We start from the raw sequence: 19,357 nt of genomic DNA, 5'->3' as shown, positions 1-19,357 counted from the left end.
GGCGGGCCTCGAATCCGCCGACACCGCGGTTGTCCTCACCACGACGATCGTGATACGAATTGCACGACCCCACGGGAGCCCGCTGCACGGGCTGAGATCGGACTGCATCGTCCGAGACCGTAGAACCTGATCCGGTTGATACCGGCGTAGGAAGTGAGGACTGCAGATGACTGCATTCACCCCTGAAACACCCGCCCCTGCCACGACTTCGTCTGACGCAGATTCGCACGACGAATTCACCCTCGAGCAGTATCCGACGCATTCGCCGGCGTGGGTCGACGACACGGAGCACGGCATCCGCGTTCCCGTGACCCGCATCGAACTCGAGGACTCGAACGGCCGGGCCAACGATCCCGTCGACGTCTACCGCACCGTCGGACCGGGCAGCACTCCGGAAGAGGGACTTCCAGCTCTGCGATTTCCGTGGATCGAGGATCGCCTCGACACCGAAACGTACGCAGCCCGCGGCCACCGCATCGCCGATGACGGTCGTGCCGCCGTCCGCCGAGGTGCCCCGTCGCAGCAGTGGAAGGGACGCAGACCGGTTCCGCGTCGGGCCAAGACCGGTCGCACGGTCACCCAGATGCACTACGCAAGGCAGGGCATCATCACCCCGGAGATGCGGTTCGTCGCACTCCGCGAGCAGTGCGATGTCGAGCTCGTGCGTGCCGAACTCGCCGCCGGTCGGGCGATCATCCCGAACAACATCAACCACCCCGAATCCGAACCGATGATCATCGGCAAGGCATTCCTCGTCAAGATCAACGCGAACATCGGCAATTCCGCGGTCACCAGCTCCATCGCCGAGGAGGTGCAGAAGCTGCGGTGGGCCGCGAAGTGGGGTGCCGACACCCTCATGGACCTGTCGACCGGCAATGACATCCACACCACTCGGGAATGGATCATCCGCAACTCCCCCATCCCCATCGGCACCGTCCCGATCTATCAGGCGCTGGAGAAGGTCGACGGTAATGCGAACGCGCTGACCTGGGAGATCTATCGCGACACGGTCATCGAACAGTGTGAGCAGGGTGTCGACTACATGACCGTCCACGCCGGTGTGCTGCTGCGCTATGTTCCGCTCACGGCCGACCGGGTCACCGGGATGGTCTCCCGCGGCGGGTCCATCATGGCCGGCTGGTGCCTTGCCCACCACGAGGAGAACTTCCTCTACACCCACTTCGACGAGCTCTGTGAGATCTTCGCCCGCTACGATGTCGCGTTCTCACTCGGCGACGGACTGCGACCGGGGTCCATCGCCGACGCCAACGATGCCGCCCAGTTCGCCGAACTCGACACACTGGCCGAACTCACCGAACGTGCGTGGGCCCACGATGTCCAGGTGATGGTCGAAGGCCCCGGGCACATTCCGCTCCACCTCGTACGGGAGAACGTCGAACGCCAGCAGGAGCTCTGCCACGGCGCACCGTTCTACACCTTGGGTCCGCTGGTCACGGATATCGCACCCGGATACGACCACATCACCTCGGCGATCGGGGCGACCGAGATCGCCCGCTACGGCACGGCGATGCTCTGCTACGTCACCCCGAAGGAGCATCTCGGCCTACCCGACCGCGACGACGTCAAGACCGGGGTGATCACGTACAAGATCGCCGCGCATGCCGCGGATATCGCGAAAGGCCACCCCGGCGCGACGGCCCGCGATGATGCGCTGTCGAAGGCTCGGTTCGAGTTCCGCTGGCGGGATCAGTTCGCGCTCGGCCTCGATCCGGAGACTGCCGAGGCGTTCCACGACGAGACGCTGCCCGCGGAACCCGCGAAGACCGCGCACTTCTGTTCCATGTGCGGGCCGAAGTTCTGCTCGATGCGCATCTCCCAGGACATCCGCGACACCTACGGCAGCGCCGAGGCTCAGGAGGCCCTGGCAGGAATGCAGCGGAAGAGCCGCGAATTCCTCGCCTCTGGCGGAGAGGTCTACCTGCCCGATCCGACCGTCGGCCTCAAGGCGGACTGACCGTCGTTCAGGGCGTGGCGCGTCTATCGCAGTGTGCACGATTCGACTGACGCGCCAGGCCGTGAACGAGCGTTGCGGAGGCGATGTAGGTTGACGGTATGAGCGAACTTCAGCGTGCCTTCGACGCGCATCTGCACATCATCGATCCGACCCATCCGCTGATCGAGAACAACGGCTATCTGCCCGACCCATTCACGGTCGCCGACTATCGCGCGAGGCTGCAGAGCCTGCCCGAGGTGGGAGTCGACGTCGCCGGAGGTGCCGTCGTCTCCGGCTCGTTCCAGGGCTTCGACCAGGGGTACCTCGTCGAGGCGCTGCGGGGGCTCGGCGGCAGCTATGTCGGTGTCACACAGCTGCCGGATGCGACCACCGATGAACAGATCCGCCGCCTCGACGAGGCCGGCATCAAGGCGCTGCGCTTCAATATCGCCCGCGGTGGTTCGGCCACTCTCGATGCCCTCGACAGCTTCGCCCGACGGGTCCATGACCTTGTCGGATGGCATGCCGAGCTCTATATCGACGCCCGCACCATCGATGCCGACCTCACCGCACGCATCGCCGCACTGCCGGCGGTGAGCATCGACCACCTGGGCATGCACGAGGACGGACTGCCCACCCTGCTGCGCCTCGTCGAGGCCGGGGTGAAGGTCAAAGCCACCGGTTTCGGTCGCGTGGAACTCGACCCCGCCGAGGCGGTCCGTCGCATCGTCGACACCGACCCGACCGCGCTCATGGTGGGCACGGATCTGCCGTCGACGCGGGCACGTCGCCCCTTCTCAGATGCTGATTTCACACTCCTCCTCCAGGTGCTCACCCCCACCGAGGCGGACGCCGTGTTCTGGTCGAATGCGGCGAGGTTCTACGGCCTCGAACCGTCATCCGCTGAGTAGACGTTCATCTCCGCCCAGTAGCATGAGTGAGATGAGTTCACGTCAGTCGAATCTCGCCTCCACTCTGCACACCCTCGACGGTCGCAGCTACGGCAATCTCAAACAGATCCGCGGCCGCTACACCTTCGGACCGGTCACCGTGTTCATCGATCGGGTCCAAGCCGATCCGTTCGCCTCCCCGTCGAAGGTCCGGGTCCGTGTCGATCGTGCCGATGCGAAGGTTCCGCTTGAGCTCACCACCGAGCGCGCCGATCGCATCGCAGCGGCCGACTACCTTCTCCGTGCCGGCAACGCGGTGCTCGCGAAGCTCGATCAACGCGCACTGATCCTCGGCCGCCCCGGGCAGGAGATCCTCGAACGGACGAACATCCTCATCGACGACGCCGGGCTCGAGGCACGTCTGCTCGTCAACCTTCCGGCCCGCGGCCGCCGCATCCTCGGCCACCAGGCCGCCGACATCCTCACTCGCGATCTGCCCGAATTCGCCGAACGACTCTTTCTCTTCGACCGCTGGTCGGACGCCCCGGCAGGCAGGGGAGGGAACACTCCCGCCCCATCGGCCCACGGGCTCGCCGACCACGTCCAGCTGCACCGGGATCAGCTGGAACTGCGCAGCCGCCTCGGCGAGGCCGGACTCATCGGGTTCATCGGCAACGGGGCGATTCTGCCGCGGAAATCCGGGGATTCGGACCTGCCGATGACATCCTCCGATGCGGTGGCCTTCACCTCCCCTCCCGAACTCGAACACACGGTCGATCTCTCCAGCGGCCACAGCGTCACCGGCATGGGCATTCCCCGCGGGGTCACCGTCATCGTCGGAGGCGGCTATCACGGGAAGTCGACGATTCTGCGCGCGCTCGAACGCGGCGTCTACCCGCATATCGCCGGCGACGGGCGCGAATGGGTCATCAGCGACCCGACTGCCACCTCCATCCGAGCCGAGGACGGTCGCGCCGTGACCGGCGACGACATCTCGGCGTTCATCAACAACCTACCCTCGGGCACTGACACGAGATCCTTCTCCACCACGAATGCCAGCGGATCGACCTCGCAGGCGGCCAACCTCGTCGAAGCGATCGAGGCGGGTGCACGCACCCTGCTCATCGACGAGGACACTTCGGCGACGAACTTCATGATCCGCGACGAACGCATGCGCGCGCTCATCCCCGCCGAACGGGAACCGATCACCCCGTTCGTCGACCGCGTCCGTCCTCTGCTGACCGAGCAGGGCGTATCCACAGTGCTCGTCGCCGGCGGATCGAGCGCGTTCTTCGAAGTCGCCGACCACGTCATCGCCCTCGACGCCTATGTCCCCCGCGAAGTCACGAACCAGGCACATGACCTCGTCGGCGTCACCGCCGCCGACCTCAGCCCGGACTCCGGTTCAGACTCCCCCGCCGCCCCCGCTTTCACCGCCGCACCGCGTGTGCCGACGGCGAAGGCGCTGCGTCCGGCGTCGAAGACGAAGACCGCCCGCGCTAAGGGATCCGACCGGATCCAGTTCGGCCGCGACTTCATCGATCTCATCGCCATCGCTCAACTCGTCGACACGCAGCAGGCCGCCGGAGTAGCCGAGACACTCGAATACCTCGCGGAGATCTTCGACGGACGCACCTCCCTGACCGAGGCGCTGGCCGAGGTCGAGGACATGCTCGATGCCGAAGGGCTCGACGGAATCACGGGCCACCGCGACCATCCGGGTCACCTGACCCGGCCGCGCCGGCAGGAGATCGCCGCCGCGCTCAACCGCTTCCGCGGGTTGAACCTCGAACGCTGACGAGCGCGACCTACCTATCCAACAGTCCAACCAGCTCGGCGTTTGTACCCACCGGCAGTGAGCAGGAGGTCCCTCGGCACACGATCGCCGTCCCCGCGGGGACGTCGACCTCCCGACCGTCCGGTCCGGGCACCCCGGTCGAAGCGGTGAGCAGAGTGACCGCTGGATGCCGGGCAGCGATGGTCCGCAGCGCCTCGTCGCCGGTGGCGACCCGCACGGGCGACAGTGCCCGCTCGGCCTGCCACAGCGCATGGCCGCACCCGCGCGGAGCCTGACCGGCCAGTGCCCGATAGACCCCGAGCAGCCGATCTCTCACCTCCAACAGTCGTCCGGTATCCAGCGCGGCCGCCTCCCCTGACGACTCTGCCGCACCAGGCGTCGCACCGGATTCTGGACCACCGGACGTGGCAGCGTCGACGCCGAGCTCGGCGAGCAGCAGCACCGCCTCGGCGGCCGCCGATCGTCCCGACGGCACGGTGTTGTCGACGGGGTCCGCCGACTTCACATCGATGATCCCGTCGCCGAGCGAATCGACCGCCTCGAGAACTCCGTCCCCTTGTTCGGAGGTGAAGAGGTCGAGCATCGTCGCCGCGAGGTCGACCAGATCCCCCACTCTCACCGAGGCGGCCCCGCCCGACAGCTGCCCGACCGTGATCCCAGCGGTGATCGTCTGCGCCCAGTCTGCAAGCCCGCCCCGCCCGGGGCCGGCGACTCCGCCGGTGAAGCTGCGCCGCACATCGAGCGAGGCCGAGCCGGCCGACTCCACCGATCCGGCCTGCTCCATCGAACCGGCGGTCGCTCCTGCCTGCTTGTTTCGTTCGTCCATCGCCGTCCAGAATCGCACGGCGGTTTCTGCCCATCGCGCCGAATCGGCACCACCGTCAGACTCAGCGCCCGCACCGGAGTACAGGGCCGCCTCGGCGAGGGCGGTGACGGCCAGGGAATTCCATTCGGTGATGATCTTCTCGTCACGGGCCGGCTGGGACCGGCGAGCGCGCAGCTGGTCGAGCATCTCGCTCTGATGCTTCGTCGCCTCGATGTCCCACGGCGCGGGGTGGTCCGCGTCGAAGGGCACGTCTTCCATGCCGAGCCAGTCGATGATGCGCACGGCCGCGACGACCTGGCCGGACAGCTCGCCTCCGGCCGGCGAATCGACGAGCCCGAGCAGCCCGGCCTGCCCGGCTTCAGCGAATTCTTCGGGGGCGAAGACATAGGCCGCGCCCTCTTCGGAGACTCCCGCCGAGTTGAGTGAATCCGCGTCGAGGGCGGCGATGAATCCGTCATCGGTCGACAGGTCGCTGATCAGGAAGTTCGCGGTATCGGCGATCTCGCGTTCGGCCAGGGCGAGCCATTTCGACCTCGGGTCCAGGGCGCGTTCGACCTTCGCCCAGGCGACGACGGCACGCAGGTAGAGGGCGTTGTCGTAGAGCATCTTCTCGAAGTGCGGCACGAACCACTGCCGGTCGACGCTGTAGCGGGCGATCCCGCCGCGCACCTGGTCGCGCATGCCGCCACTGGCGATTCTGGCCAAGGTCGAGCGCACGGCGATGAGGCAGTCGAGGACGGGCTCACCGGTCAGGTGCCCGTCGGCGCCGAGCCAGCCGAGCCGTCCCTCGGCCCGGACTCGATCGATCGGGTGTTCCCCGGCCTCTCCCTCATTCGCCGAGGCAGTCCCGCCGGTTCCCGGGCGTCCCGAAGCACCGTCGTCCTCTCCCTCACCCGCCGAGGCGGTCCCGCCCAAGCGCACGAACGCGGCGAGGAGCTGGAGGACGTTCATCATCGGCGGGAACTTCGGGGCACCGCCGAATCCGCCCCAGGCCGGATCGTAGGAATCGAGCAGCGCTGCGGCAGCGGAGTCGAGCTCATCGGGGGTCAGGGACTCCGCGGCCGCCTCGGCGGGGAGGGCGCTGGTCACGGCATCGGCCATCTCGGCCAGTCCGCGGTCCATCCGGGATGTCATCTGATCGACCTCATCGCGGCGGTCCGTCCACGTCGCCGACACGGCCGAGAGCACCTGTGTGAATGCGGGCAGATTGCCCCGCGGCGCGGGCGGGAAGTAAGTGCCGGCATAGAAGGGACTGCCGGCAGGTGTGGCGAAGATCGTCATCGGCCAACCGCCCTGTCCGGTCATCGCCTGCAGGGCGTTCATGTAATAGGCGTCGATGTCCGGCAGTTCCTCACGGTCGATCTTCACGGGCACGAACCGGTCGTTCATCATCGCCGCGACCGCTTCGTCCTCGAACGACTCATGGGCCATGACGTGGCACCAGTGGCAGGTGGAGTAGCCGATCGAGATGAGGAGGGGGACGTCACGGCGGGCCGCCTCGGCGAGGGTGTCCTTCGTCCACATCCGCCAGTCCACGGGATTGTCGGCGTGCGCGCGCAGGTAGGGGCTGGTCGATTCGGCGAGTTCGTTCGGCATGCCTCCAGCGTCTCACTTCGGACGATCACACGCGAGGCCATCTCCCGCCCGCCGACAGAGATCGCCGCCCTCCAGCCGACAAGGCAGCTGGTTTTTATGGGAGCATGGGGCCATGAGCACCGCACCGGACACCGACGCCCCCGACCTGAGAATCGGCCTCGACGCCCGCAGAATGGCCCTCACCATCGTTGCCGCCGTCGTCTTCCTCGTCACGTGGGTCGGTGCAGGGCTCCTCGAGGTCAAGGCTCAAGACTCCTCTGTGTCGTCACCGGGTCCGAGCCTCCTTCGCCTCGCGCTTATCGCGGTCTCCGGCGCCGCCGCGATCACGGTCGCCCGCGGTCTTCGCCCGATCCCCCGCAGCGTGTTCATCGTCGTCACCGTGGTTCTCTGCGCCGTCGAAGCGCTCAGGTCGATCTTCACCATCGACACGTTCGGCGCCGACCCCGGGGGCCTGGCCGACAATCCCGCGCTCACCACGGCCTTGGCCTCCGCGAGCCTCATCGTCGCGGTCGCTTTCCCGATCGTTGTGGCCCTTGCCCTGGCCGCGGTCACGGCCCGCCTCGTCCCCGTCGCCGAGGCGGCCTCCCCCGCAGTCCTCCGCCGCCGTTCCCGTGCCGCCGCCATCGGATTGTTCGTGGCGGTCGGGATCGTGCTCCTCGTCTGGCTGCTGCGAACCATATTCGTCGACGCCCTGCTCCTGTTCGAGTACGGTGATGCCTTCAATGCTCTGGGCGCAGCGGCCGGAATCGTCTCCGCCGTCCTCGCCCTGCGGCTCATCGCCGAGTCCCGATCACTGCCTGCCGATGCACCGGCCGTCGGCTCGGCGCCGTCCGGCACCACGCCTCGATCTGCTCGCACTCTCGCGTTCGTCGTCATCGTCTGCGGACTGTACCTGTGCCGGGAGTCGACCATACTGGCGGTCGGATACCCACCGGCGTTCACTTTCGGATACTCGGGCTGGGTCGTCTCCATGTTCGGCCTCGTCCTCGGCAGCCTCGTGCTCGCAATCCGCACACTCAACTGCGCCCCGACCGGTGACATCGCCCCGATAGCGGAAGCTGGTTGAGCGACAAGCTCTGCCCAGGTGAACAGCCGACCGCCCAAACCTGAGCCGGACCATCTGCCGAGACGGCATCATCCGCGTCGCAGTTCCCTCTTCCCCCGCATCCGGCATTCTTCTACACTATGTAGAACTTAGTGGAGCGGGAACCGATCCCGGTGCCCGCCGCTGGGAGACAGGAGAACGACAATGAACGCCGAATCACCCTGGACGCTCGACGCCGCGGACTGCTGGGACCTCCTGCGATCCGCCTCCGTCGGTCGCCTGGCCGTCATCGCCGATGGTGCCCCGGAGATCTTCCCGGTGAACTTCACCGTCGAACATTCCGCACTCGTCATCCGCACCGGCGATGGCACGAAGATCGACGCCGTCCGCAGCCATCCCCGCGTCGCCTTCGAAATCGACGGCGTCGACGGGCAGACCGCGTTCAGCGTCGTCGTCAAAGGCGACGCGAAGGAGATCAAGGCTCCCGACGAACTGCGCGACACGGTCTCCCTCGACGTCTCCCCGCTGCAGGCCGGGACGAAGAATCATTTCGTCCGGATCCTCGCCGAGGAGGTCACCGGTAGGAGCTTCCCGGTGACCGATCCCGCGACGTGGAAGTCAGCGCTGCGCGACGTGGCACGCGCACCGCACGAGTGACGCCGTCGACCGGCTCTTCGTCGATCAGAGGGCTTCGACGACCTCGACGAGGCGGTCGGGGGCGTTGGTGATGATGCCGTCGGCGCCGACATCGATGGCCCGTTCCATCTCGCCGATGTCGTCGACGGTCCACACCAGACTCGTCATTCCGAGCTCGTGGATGGCGGTGAGGAAGTCCTCGTCGGCGGCACAGAATTCCGGGTTGACCTGGTCGACCCAGTCGGCGAAGTCCTGGAGTTCGTCCGGGCACGGGCGCCCGAGCACGCCGACCGGGATCTCCGGGGCGAGCGCGTGGAATTCGGCGACGAATGCCCAGTTCGCGGACTGGACGACGAGCATGCCGGCGGCCAAAGCCCGCTCGAGATAATTCGGCACGGTGCGCAGGGCGGACAGGACCGCCTCGGCGATTCCGGGATAGACCTCGGGATGCTTGACCTCGAGCAGCAGGCCGGTGCGGGTGTCGTGGGCGAGGGTGAGCACCTCGGCGAGGCGGGGCACGCGGACACCTGCGAACTCCGCACCCTTCCAGCTTCCGGCATCGAGCGTGGCGATCTGGGCGGCATTCATGCCGGCGATGCTGCGGTCTTCGCGATTCGGATACAGGGTGCGGGCGTCGGTCGTGCGATCGACTGTGGTGTCGTGCATGATCACGAGCTCGCCGTCGGCGCTCATGTGGACGTCGGCTTCGATCATGTCTGCGCCCTGGTCGATGCCGGCGATGAACGCAGGGATCGTGTTCTCCGGCCACTCGGCGGACGCACCTCGGTGTGCGATGACCAGGGGCGGAACCCGAACGCGGGCAGGATCGATCACGGTGTCGGCGATGCCGGCGCTGAGGTCTCTGGGCGAGGGATCGGAGGTGGGGGTGGCGAGGGTGATGGGCATTTCAGAACTCCTCCACGGAGACTGCGGGTGGCGTTCGGGCGCCGGATCCAACTGCTGCTTAGGCGACCGAACGATGAGTACTAGGCCGCCCAGACTAGGCGGCCCGAGCAAGGCCCGGGTGATGCGCGAGTGGACGGGACATGAATCCTGCCGGTGTCGGCACTGGCCGTCGCCTGAGCCGATGCTGACTCGGCTGCGAACCACCGGCATCTCTCACAGCAGGGGCCAATGCCACACCGGCAGGGGGTGGGGTGGCAGACTGGGGATAACCCCGGACGGAGTTCTCGCGTTCCGCACCTCCGATCCTCTCCAGCACGATTGCCGAAGGAGGCGCAGTTCAATGGAGATGCTCCAGAGTGCATTCGACAGTGTCAGCACCGTATCGTCATACATCCTCGTAGCTGTTCTCATCCCCACTGGTCTGTATTTCACGATCCGCACGGGAGTGGTGCAGATCCGCCTGCTGCCCGAGATGTTCCGCACCCTGACGGAGCCGGGCGGACGGGATTCCGAGGGCAACCGGAACATCTCGCCGTTCCGCGCCTTCTCGATCTCCGCGGCCTCGCGAGTGGGGACGGCGAACATCGCCGGTGTCGCATTGGCGATCTCGCTCGGCGGTCCGGGGGCGATGTTCTGGATGTGGCTGACGGCCATCGTCGGCGGGGCCACGGCTTTCGCCGAGTCCGCCCTCGGCCAGTTGTACAAACTCAAGGACGGCCCGAACTTCCGCGGCGGCCCCGCCTATTACATCAAGCACGGGCTGAACATGAAGTGGCTCGGGTTGGTCTTCGCCGTCATCGTCGCCATCACCTACGGCGTCGTGTTCAACTCCGTGCAGTCGAACTCCATCGTCGACGCCGTCGGCGCATCCTTCGGAGTCGAGAATTCGGACGGCGTCTTCGCCGCGGTCGCCGGTGCCATCATCGCCGTCGCCGCATTCGCGATCTTCGCCGGCGGTGCCAAGCGCATCTCGAACATCTCGGCTTATCTGGTGCCGATCATGGCCGGTCTCTACCTCATCGTCGGCATCATCGTCGTGGCGATGAACATCGGTGCCGTTCCGTCGATGATCGCGACGATCTTCGCTGATGCGTTCAGCATGCATTCGCTCGCCGGCGGCACTTTGGGTTCGATCATGCTCATCGGTGTGCAGCGCGGTCTGTTCTCCAACGAGGCCGGCATCGGTTCGGTCCCGAACGCGGCAGCCACTGCATCGGCGTCGCACCCGGCCAAGCAGGGCTTCGTGCAGGCGCTGGGCGTGTACTTCGATACGATCCTCGTCTGCTCGATCACCGCGTTCATCATCCTGCTGTCGAACCCGGAGTACGGCAGCTCTGCCGAGGGCATCCAGCTCACGCAGACGGCGCTGAGCGGTCAGCTCGGGCAGTGGGCGATCCACTTCCTCACTTTCGCGATCTTCCTCTTCGCGTTCTCGTCGATCCTCGGCAACTACTACTACGGCGAAGCGAACATCGAGCATCTGACGACGAACCGCGCCGCATTGCGGGTGTATCAGGTCATCGTCATGGTCTCGGTGTTCATCGGCGCGATCGCTGCGCTCGACCTGGTCTGGACTGCCGCAGACATCTTCATGGCGATCATGGCGCTCATCAACCTGTTCGCTCTGCTGATGCTCTCGCCCCTGGTGTTCTCGCTGTTGAAGAACTACCAGCAGCAGCGCCGAGCCGGTTTCGAACCCGTCTTCCACCGCGGCGATCTGCCCACGTTCAAGCGCATCAACACCGAGGTCGACGCCTGGGACGGCACCGACGAGGTGACCACCGCGAAGTTCTGGCAGGACCGCGGGAAGAAAGTTCGCTCCGACAGCGAGTGACGCTGCCGAACAGCAGTCGACAACGCACATCGGGCGCTCCCTTTCGGGGCGCCCGATGTGTTTTCATTTCCCAAGTTCCGCAGGCAGTCCGCTGACCCTAAGGAGGTCCCGATGAGTATCGATCGCGCCGAGTTGGCGAACGCACTCGCCGAGGCGACCGGATGGTCGGTCACGGCCGATCCCCACCGTGTGACGTTCACGAATGATGATCCAACACAGGTGGTCATCTGGACTGTCACCGATTCCGAGATCGGGGAACTCCGCTATAACGAGAATCGCCGTGCCCAGGGTTACGGAGGCAAGAGGACTGCCGATTTAGGTGCCTTGTGGCTTCCCCTCTTGGAAGCCTTGGGCCCGTTCGAAGGATCACGCGGGATGATTCGTGGGACTGACCTGAGGATCATCGAGTAGCCGCGACCCGTCGAGGTCTGCGGGGAGGCAAAGGGGTCCGGCGTCGCGACTGCGGCACCGGACCCCTTCTGTGCTGATGCGTTCACTCCGCAGGGAGTGTCCGGCGGGTGCAGGGCATCAGCGACCGGATTCATTGCGTGTATGGAGTCACCGACCGGCAGGAGTGAAGTCCGTGCTGCCGACGAACTCCGGACGCGACTTCGGCGCTGCGAAGGGGTCCACACAGGTGTTCTCCACCGAGTTGTACACGATGAAGATATTCGAGCGTGAGAACGGAGTGACGTTGCCATTCGACGCATGCATGCAGTTGGAGTCGAACATGATCGCTCCGCCCGCGTCTCCTTCGAGCACGTCGATGCCGTATTCGTCGGCGAAGTCGCTGAGAGTCTGACGATCCGGGGTGCCTGCGCCCTGCATGATGAGTGACTTCCGATAGTTGTCCTCGGGAGTGCCTCCCACACAGCTGATGTAGCGCTTGTGCGAGCCGGGCATGATCATCAGCGGACCGTTGAAAGAGTAGTTGTCCGTCAGCGACAGCGAAAGACTCACCGCACGCGGGCCGGGCATTCCGTCTTCAGAATGCCAGGTCTCGAAGTCCGAATGCCAGGAGAACTCCTTGCCCACGAATCCCGGCTTGTAGTTGATCCGGCTCTGATGGATATAGACATCGGATCCGAGGATCTGACGTGCGCGGTCGACGAGACGCGGATCGTTCGCGATCTTTCTGAAGATCTCATTGGTGCGATGGATGTCGAATATCGACCGGACCTCGTCGGACTCGGCTTCGACGACGGTGCGCTCATCGGCCTTCACCTCGGGGTCGTGCGACAGCCTCTGGAGCTCGTCGGTGAAGAGTTTGAGCTCTTCGGGGGTGATGAGCTGATCGATCGTCAGATAGCCCGTGTCCTCGAAGTGCTTGAGCTCCGCCGCCTCGAGGGGGCCGCCTCCGGGAGAACCGAAGACGATCGGACCCGTGCGCGGGAGAACCTCAGTGGTGTCACCGGAGCGAGTCGGATAGAGATCTGTGGTTGCGGTCGCAGCTGACACTGCTGTCATCATTTCTCCTTCCTTCGCTGTGTGCCGTCTGCCGGGCAACTTCTCATCTGCCCCGCAGATCGGGTTGTGCGGCCACCGTAACAGGAGGACATCGTCCCCGGTACCCCGGTCAGAGCCAGAACAGAGAGACCGGCACCCTCGGTGCGACCCAACAGAGATGAATCGCTTCCAAAGGTGCCGGTCATTCTTTGGACGGTCAGCGTTTGACCGACTTCGAGGTCGCTCCGGTTGCCCAGCTGACCTGGCTGAAGGTGACACGGTAGTACTTCTTGCTCTTCGACTTCACCTTGTAGGTGGCCTTGCCCTTCTTCGCGGAGACCGTCTTCAGCGTCTTCCACTTGCTGCCGGACTTGACCTGGAACTTCACCTTCGGGCTGTACTTGATCTTCCCGTAGCGCTCCGGGTGGTAGACCTTCGACGACGAGGTCAGCGTGACCGTGCTGCCGCTGCGCTTCGAGGACAAAGACGCATACGCTTTGCCGCGAACGTAGAAGTACCCCTTGGTGTAGTCGGTACGGTCGACGTACTTCGAGAAGCTGGAATTGTTCGCCCAGACATCTGACGGACCGAGCGTGTATTTTCCAAGCCCCGACCAGTCCGGGCAGACCATCGAACGCGCTCGCTTCGTGTTGCCGTCATGACTGAAAGACACGTAGTCGACTATTCCGCCGCTCCGAGTGACATCAACATCGACGAGCCATTCGGAAACACCCGATTTCTTGTGAGCCATCGTCACGTCGACGTTGCGGCAGTTCGAATTGGCGACAACCATGCTCTTGGCAGAGAGCTTCGTGACGTCGAACTTCTCACTCGCCGCCTCGGCGGAGACGGCGGGACCGACGGCGAGAGCAAGAGCGGCAACGGACGCCACAAGGGCGCGCTTGAGGAACTTCATGGAGACTCCAACTGAAGATGGGATGGAAGGGGATGCCTGAGTCGGAGTCAACTAATGTGTAATCGGCAACGAGAAGTCACGAACTTGAAAGTTGTATGACCGAAGATTATCACACCTGCAGTCCGTCCGGCCCCGCTCAACGGTGCCGTTCACCCGGAAGCCTCAACCACACGCAAAAGACGGCCCGAGCGCAATGCTCGGGCCGCCTCGGCGAGTGAAGCTCAGTCAGCTTCCGCCGATCCAGTCTTCGACTGGACCTCGATCAGTTCGCGGGTGCCGCTTCATCCTCGAGGATGAGCGGGTACACGCCGTTCTCGTCGTGGACCTCACGGCCGGTGACCGGCGGGTTGAACACGCAGGCCATGCGGAGCTCTTCCTCAGCCACGACGGTGTGCTTCTCGTTTCCGTCGAGCAGGTACATGACGCCATCGTGGAGCGGGTAGACCTTGCCGGTCTCCTCGTCGGTCAGCGTTCCCTTGCCCTGCACGCAGTACACGGCTTCGACGTGGTTCTGGTAGTGGAACGTCGAGGTGGTTCCGGCGTAGATCACGGTGTCGTGGAACGAGAATCCGACGCGCTCCTTGCCGAGCACCATGCGGCGTGAGCGCCAGGTCTCGGACTTCACATCGCGGTCGGTGTCGTTGAGGTCATCGCGGTTGACTACGTACATCTGTGGTCCTTTCGCAAAAGGTCGGTGAAAGTGTTCAGGGGGTGGGCCGCGGACGTCCGTCGCACATCAACGGCGTCCGTCGACCCGGGTGGACGATCGAACAGGTGAGCTCGATTCCGCCCAAAGCTCGGGCCGGCGCCACAGCTGCGACGCCGGCCCGGCAGAGGTGGGTCAGGCCAGTGCGGCCGTGGCTGCGGCGGGAGCGAATTTGGCCACTCCGGCCTCGATGATGTCCAGACCCGCTTGCAGATCGCGCGAGTCGATCGTCAGCGGCGGCATGATCTTGATGACTTCGTCATCGGCGCCCGAGGTCTCGAGCAGGAGACCGTTCTCGAATGCGTAGGCGGCAACCTTCTCGGCCACCTCGAGGTCCTCGAAGCACAGGCCGGCCAGCAGGCCGCGTCCGCGGATCGATGCGCCTTCGGCCTTCTCGACGATTCCGTCGAGGCGCTGGTGCAGAGCGGCGATGGTGTCGGCAAGCTGGTTCTGGAACTCATTGTCGGCCCAGAAGGTCTTGATGGCGGCGGTGGCAGTGACGAACGCGGGGTTGTTACCGCGGAAGGTGCCGTTGTGCTCGCCGGGCTCCCAGACGTCGAGCTCGGGACGGAACAGGGTCAGTGCCAGCGGCAGACCCGAACCGGAGATCGACTTCGACAGGCAGACGATGTCGGGCTCGATGCCGGCTTCTTCGAAGCTGAAGAACGAACCGGTGCGGCCGCAGCCGGCCTGCACGTCATCGACGATGAGGAGGATGTCGTGCTTCTTGCACAGGTCGGACAGAGCGCGCAGCCATTCGGCGCGTGCGGCACGGAGTCCGCCCTCTCCCTGCACGGTCTCGACGATGACAGCGGCAGGTTTGTCGACACCCGAGCCGGAGTCCGCGAGGACCTTCTCCAGCCACAGGAAGTCGGGCACCTCGCCGTCGAAGTAGTCGTCGTAGGGAATCTTCGAGCTGTTGGTCAGCGGGATTCCTGCGCCTTCGCGCTTCATCGAGTTGCCGGTCACCGACAGCGAGCCCAGCGTCATGCCGTGGAAGGCGTTGGTGAACGAGAGCATGTGCTGACGGCCGGTCACCTTGCGGGCGAGCTTGAGAGCCGCCTCGACGGTGTTGGTGCCAGTCGGCCCGGGGAACATGACGGAGTAGTCGAGTCCGCGCGGCTTGAGGATGAGGTCCTGGAAGGTCTGCAGGAACTCACGCTTGGCCGGAGTCTTCATGTCCATCGAGTGCAGCACGGCACCCGACTGCAGGTATTCGATCAGCGGGTTGATCACGGCCGGGTTGTTGTGGCCGTAGTTGAGTGCACCGGCACCGGAGAAGAAGTCGAGGTATTCGTTGCCGTCCTCATCCCACTGCTTGGCGCCCTGCGAACGGGCGAAGGTGGCGGGCCAGGAACGGCAGTAGCTGCGAACAGCTGATTCGCGAGTTTCGAAGATGTCGGGCTTGTCAGTTGGTGTGGGCTTGGCGCTTTCAGTCATGACTTGAGTCCTTTCGACTTCCAAAGTTGTGCGTCTGCATCGGATGCAGTCGCCGAGGCGGTGGCCGCCGGCGCTTATTACGGGCGATCTCTTCCGCCTCCTGGCACCTGGCGCGTCCGCTCCCTTGCAGCAGGGGTCCGCGCGGCACCGGGGTGGGGCTCGTTACAGGGGCGCGATCTCGTAGAGGTACTCGGTGTCGTGGCCGTCCGGGTAGAGGTCCGGAGTGAACAGCGGGCGACGGTCGAAACCGGCCCCGCGCTTCTCCGCGAACGTCTGGAACAGACGGTTGGACGCCGCATTGTCATCGGTGATCGTCGTCTCCATCCGCAGAGCACCGGTGCGGTCGGCCAGCTCGTTGAGCATGGTCGATGCGAGTCCGTGTCCGCGGAAGTTCTCGTCGACGGCGACCTGCCAGATCATCAGGGTGTCCGGATTCTCCGGACGGGTGTAGCCGGTGACGAAGCCGGCGGGCTCTCCGCCGATCCGTGCGATCACCGAGGTGTCCGCGAAGTCACGGCACCACAGCAGGTACGAGTACGAGGAGTTCAGATCGAGCACGGCTGTGTCTTTCGCGAGCCGCCATAGATGTTGCCCGTCCTCCAGCTCAGGAGTCCGGACGTCGATTTGCGTCTTCGGTTCAGCGAGTGCGTTAATCACGCCAACAAACCTAGCGGGATGAGATTGAGCGTCAACCTCGAAACCGTCGATTCCGGGCCACTTTCACAACGTTGCCCCCGGCCTGCCGACATGTAACAGACCGGACTTTCCCCATGGCATCTCTGGGATGCGTCGGGGCGCTTCTTCGCGCTCATACCGCGCCAGAGGTTCGTTATCGTTTCGTTACATTTGCGCGGAGTTGGAACAAGGGTTCCACGTGTTCCATGTCACTTCACTCGAATTTGGATAGCAAGGATGCCTGCTGGTCGGTGAGGCGCCCGAGGCCCTGTGAGCGGCTTCGCGGCGGCTGCGAGGTTGTTCACGCAAGCGCGAAGCTGTTCGCGCAGGAGCGAGGTTGTTCGCGCAGCGCCGCCATCAGCCGGAAGCTGAGCGCCTGCCGCCGCCGACACGAGTTAAGTGTGCGAAGAATGTCGCTGAGAGGCCGATTTTCGGCATTCTTCGCACACTTAAATCTTTCTCCCCGCTGCTTCAGGCCGCTGCAGAGGTACGGAAGCACATGAGTGCGCAAAGCCGGCTCGAAAGGTCGCGACTCAGGTGAGCCCCGCTTGCCTGGCTCCGAACCTCAGACGCACTGGCCTCAGCACTCGACGACGTTGACGGCGAGGCCGCCCATCGCCGTCTCCTTGTACTTCGAGGACATGTCCGCACCGGTCTGGCGCATCGTCTCGATCACCTCGTCGAGGCTGACCCGGTGCTGGCCGTCGCCCCACAGCGCCATACGGGAGGCGTTGATGGCCTTGCCGGCGGCGATCGCATTGCGTTCGATGCACGGCACTTGCACGAGCCCGGAGATCGGGTCGCAGGTCAGGCCGAGGTTGTGCTCCATCGCGATCTCGGCGGCGTTCTCCACCTGCTCAGGGGTCCCGCCCATCACGGCGGCCAGTCCCCCGGCGGCCATCGACGAGGCGGATCCGACCTCGCCCTGGCAGCCCACCTCGGCGCCGGAGATCGACGCGCGTTCCTTATAGAGGACGCCGATGGCCGCCGCGGTGAGCAGGAAGTCGACGATGGCCCGGTGCTTCGCGGACTCGCCGCCTTCCACCACCGCGGGAACGTAGTTGAGCGCATAGTGCAGCACGGCGGGGATGATGCCGGCCGCCCCATTGGTGGGTGCGGTGACGACGCGGCCGCCCGATGCGTTCTCCTCGTTCACGGCCATCGCGATGAGGTTGACCCATTCGAGGTAGTAGCCGGGGTCCCGGTCGGGGTCCTCGGACTTGAGTTTGAGGTACCAGTCGTGTGCGCGGCGGCGCACCTTGAGCCCTCCGGGCAGATAGCCGGAGCGGTCGAGGGACGCGGAAGCGCATTCCTCCATCACCGAGTAGATGTGGAGCAGGCCGTGCCGGATCTCGTCCTCGTCGCGCATCGACAGTTCGTTGGCGTGCATGATCTCCGCGATCGACAGGTCGTTCTCGCGGCAGCGTTGAAGCAGTTCGACACCTGAGTGGAAGGGATACGGCAGCTCTTCGTCGTAGGACTCGAGCTCGGCATCGACGACAGAGTCCGCGACCGCGAACTCGGCGCCGCCGCCGTCGGCAGCTGTGCCGTCGAATCCACCGTCGCTGCTGCCGTCGACAGCCGCGCCGTCGCCGCCGTCGTCACCAGCCTCGGCGGTCTTCTCCTTGTCGAGGAATTCGGTCTCCGAGGTCACGAACCCGCCGCCGACGGAGTAGTAGGTCTCCTCGGCCAGCGTTGCCCCGGCGGCGTCATAGGCGGTCACGGTCATGGCATTCGTGTGGCGCGGCAGCACGGTCAGGGGTCGTTTGACCATGTCATCCTCGGTGAACGAAAGCTCGACGCCGTTGCCGGTCGAGTCGCCGAGGATGATCGTCCCGGTCTCGGACATCCGCGTCCGCCGGGCGGTGAGTTCATTGGCTTCGATGAGATCGGGACGGCACCCCTCGAGGCCGATGAGGATGGCGTCGAAGGTCCCGTGGCCGGCGCCCGTGGCGGCCAGGGAGCCGAACACGTCGACACGCAGATCCGCCACGGATCCAAGCGAATCGCCGAGGAGGTCGATGAAGCTCGCGCCGGCACGCATCGGCCCGACGGTGTGGGAGCTCGACGGTCCGATGCCGACCGTGAAGAGGTCGAAGACACTCAATGGCATGGCAATCACTTCGTTTCTGATGAGATGACGACGGGGCCGACCGAACAGCCGTGCACTCACGTGCATGGCGTGCCGATGCCGACGATGTGTCGGCACCGACCTCGACCGACCCCGCTTCAGGGTTTGTGTCCTCCGCCCGGAGGATGTAGCTCAGAGGGAGTTCGCCTCGGCGTAGCCGGCGGCGTCCATGACTTCGCCGACCTCGGTCACGGCGACCTCGAACAGCCAACCCTCACCGTAGGGGTCGGAGTTGAGCAGTCCGGGTGAGTCCACGGCCGCCTCGTTGATGGTGACGACCTCGCCGGTCACCGGGGTGTAGAGATCGGACACGGACTTCGTGGATTCGACCTCACCGCAGGTCTCACCTGCGGTGATGGTGTCGCCGACCTCGGGCAGGTCGACGTAGACGACCTCGCCGAGGGCGTCGGCGGCGACGGCGGTGATGCCGACCTTGACGGTCTTGCCGACGAGCTCATCGGCCGCGCCGTCGACCCATTCGTGTTCGGCGGAGTAGGTGAAGTTCTGCGGGAGCGGGGGCAGCTGTGCCATCTGTCTTCCTTACTGTGACTGCCGGTC

Annotated in this window: 16 protein-coding genes and 1 riboswitch; of the genes, 7 read left to right on the top strand and 9 right to left on the bottom strand. The window is 65.2% G+C overall.

The genetic code is table 11. From position 1 onward, the window contains the following. The first annotated feature begins 62 nt into the window (after window positions 1-62). A riboswitch (TPP riboswitch) is annotated at window positions 63-171 on the top strand. The 3 genes from thiC (at window position 167) to HF684_RS02575 (ending at window position 4,642) form a co-directional block, all read left to right on the top strand. Beyond that, window positions 167-1,975 (top strand): phosphomethylpyrimidine synthase ThiC, encoded by a 1,809-nt coding sequence (thiC, locus tag HF684_RS02585; RefSeq protein ID WP_169251225.1) that lies wholly within the window; start codon window positions 167-169, stop codon window positions 1,973-1,975. Its footprint overlaps the riboswitch before it by 5 nt. A gap of 98 nt (window positions 1,976-2,073) precedes the next feature. Continuing rightward, window positions 2,074-2,865: an amidohydrolase family protein gene (locus tag HF684_RS02580; protein WP_169251224.1), complete on the top strand. Its 792-nt coding sequence runs from the start codon at window positions 2,074-2,076 to the stop codon at window positions 2,863-2,865. 31 nt (window positions 2,866-2,896) lie between these two features. Further along, window positions 2,897-4,642 carry an ABC-ATPase domain-containing protein gene (locus tag HF684_RS02575; protein ID WP_169251223.1) on the top strand — a complete coding sequence of 582 codons (1,746 nt, stop codon included), beginning with the start codon at window positions 2,897-2,899 and terminating at the stop codon, window positions 4,640-4,642. 10 nt (window positions 4,643-4,652) lie between these two features. On the opposite strand, the gene HF684_RS02570 is transcribed toward HF684_RS02575, so the two are convergent. Beyond that, the gene (locus HF684_RS02570; protein ID WP_169251222.1) at window positions 4,653-7,064 is read right to left on the bottom strand and encodes a DUF255 domain-containing protein; all 2,412 of its coding nucleotides are present in this window, start codon (window positions 7,062-7,064) and stop codon (window positions 4,653-4,655) included. A 112-nt stretch (window positions 7,065-7,176) separates the two neighbouring features. On the opposite strand from HF684_RS02570, the gene HF684_RS02565 reads away from it, so the two are divergent. Both HF684_RS02565 and HF684_RS02560 read left to right on the top strand, forming a co-directional pair. Further along, window positions 7,177-8,130 (top strand): hypothetical protein, encoded by a 954-nt coding sequence (locus tag HF684_RS02565; protein WP_169251221.1) that lies wholly within the window; start codon window positions 7,177-7,179, stop codon window positions 8,128-8,130. A gap of 183 nt (window positions 8,131-8,313) precedes the next feature. Next, on the top strand, window positions 8,314-8,766 hold the full coding sequence (locus HF684_RS02560) for a pyridoxamine 5'-phosphate oxidase family protein (protein WP_169251220.1): 453 nt from the start codon (window positions 8,314-8,316) through the stop codon (window positions 8,764-8,766). Window positions 8,767-8,790: 24 nt separating this feature from the next. Here HF684_RS02560 and HF684_RS02555 read toward each other — a convergent pair whose 3' ends face one another. Continuing rightward, on the bottom strand, window positions 8,791-9,651 hold the full coding sequence (locus HF684_RS02555; protein ID WP_169251219.1) for a glycerophosphodiester phosphodiesterase family protein: 861 nt from the start codon (window positions 9,649-9,651) through the stop codon (window positions 8,791-8,793). A 340-nt stretch (window positions 9,652-9,991) separates the two neighbouring features. Here HF684_RS02555 and HF684_RS02550 point away from each other — a divergent pair, with 340 nt between their 5' ends. Both HF684_RS02550 and HF684_RS02545 read left to right on the top strand, forming a co-directional pair. Further along, window positions 9,992-11,485 (top strand): alanine/glycine:cation symporter family protein, encoded by a 1,494-nt coding sequence (locus HF684_RS02550; protein WP_169251218.1) that lies wholly within the window; start codon window positions 9,992-9,994, stop codon window positions 11,483-11,485. 111 nt (window positions 11,486-11,596) lie between these two features. Beyond that, the gene (locus HF684_RS02545) at window positions 11,597-11,896 is read left to right on the top strand and encodes a hypothetical protein (protein WP_169251217.1); all 300 of its coding nucleotides are present in this window, start codon (window positions 11,597-11,599) and stop codon (window positions 11,894-11,896) included. Between the two features lie 147 nt (window positions 11,897-12,043). Here HF684_RS02545 and thpD read toward each other — a convergent pair whose 3' ends face one another. The 7 genes from thpD to gcvH all read right to left on the bottom strand — a co-directional run bounded on the left by thpD (window position 12,044) and on the right by gcvH (window position 19,330). After that, entirely contained in the window at window positions 12,044-12,952 is a 909-nt protein-coding gene (gene thpD, locus HF684_RS02540) for an ectoine hydroxylase (RefSeq protein WP_169251216.1), read from the bottom strand. Between the two features lie 196 nt (window positions 12,953-13,148). Continuing rightward, window positions 13,149-13,847 carry a hypothetical protein gene (locus HF684_RS02535; protein ID WP_169251215.1) on the bottom strand — a complete coding sequence of 233 codons (699 nt, stop codon included), beginning with the start codon at window positions 13,845-13,847 and terminating at the stop codon, window positions 13,149-13,151. A 262-nt stretch (window positions 13,848-14,109) separates the two neighbouring features. Further along, window positions 14,110-14,517: an ectoine synthase gene (locus HF684_RS02530; RefSeq protein ID WP_135810511.1), complete on the bottom strand. Its 408-nt coding sequence runs from the start codon at window positions 14,515-14,517 to the stop codon at window positions 14,110-14,112. Window positions 14,518-14,688: 171 nt separating this feature from the next. Continuing rightward, window positions 14,689-15,993, bottom strand: coding sequence for a diaminobutyrate--2-oxoglutarate transaminase (gene ectB, locus HF684_RS02525; RefSeq protein WP_169251214.1), 1,305 nt, complete (start codon window positions 15,991-15,993; stop codon window positions 14,689-14,691). Window positions 15,994-16,155: 162 nt separating this feature from the next. After that, window positions 16,156-16,650, bottom strand: coding sequence for a diaminobutyrate acetyltransferase (ectA, locus tag HF684_RS02520; protein WP_025778552.1), 495 nt, complete (start codon window positions 16,648-16,650; stop codon window positions 16,156-16,158). Window positions 16,651-17,248: 598 nt separating this feature from the next. Further along, entirely contained in the window at window positions 17,249-18,781 is a 1,533-nt protein-coding gene (locus HF684_RS02515; RefSeq protein ID WP_169251213.1) for an L-serine ammonia-lyase, read from the bottom strand. A gap of 150 nt (window positions 18,782-18,931) precedes the next feature. Beyond that, the gene (gene gcvH, locus HF684_RS02510) at window positions 18,932-19,330 is read right to left on the bottom strand and encodes a glycine cleavage system protein GcvH (RefSeq protein WP_167193660.1); all 399 of its coding nucleotides are present in this window, start codon (window positions 19,328-19,330) and stop codon (window positions 18,932-18,934) included. Window positions 19,331-19,357: the final 27 nt, after the last annotated feature.

The sequence above is a fragment of the Brevibacterium sp. 'Marine' genome, assembly GCF_012844365.1.
Lineage (GTDB): Bacteria > Actinomycetota > Actinomycetes > Actinomycetales > Brevibacteriaceae > Brevibacterium.
Note: the sequence above shows the minus strand (reverse complement) of the source record. Positions and strands in the feature narration are given on the sequence as shown.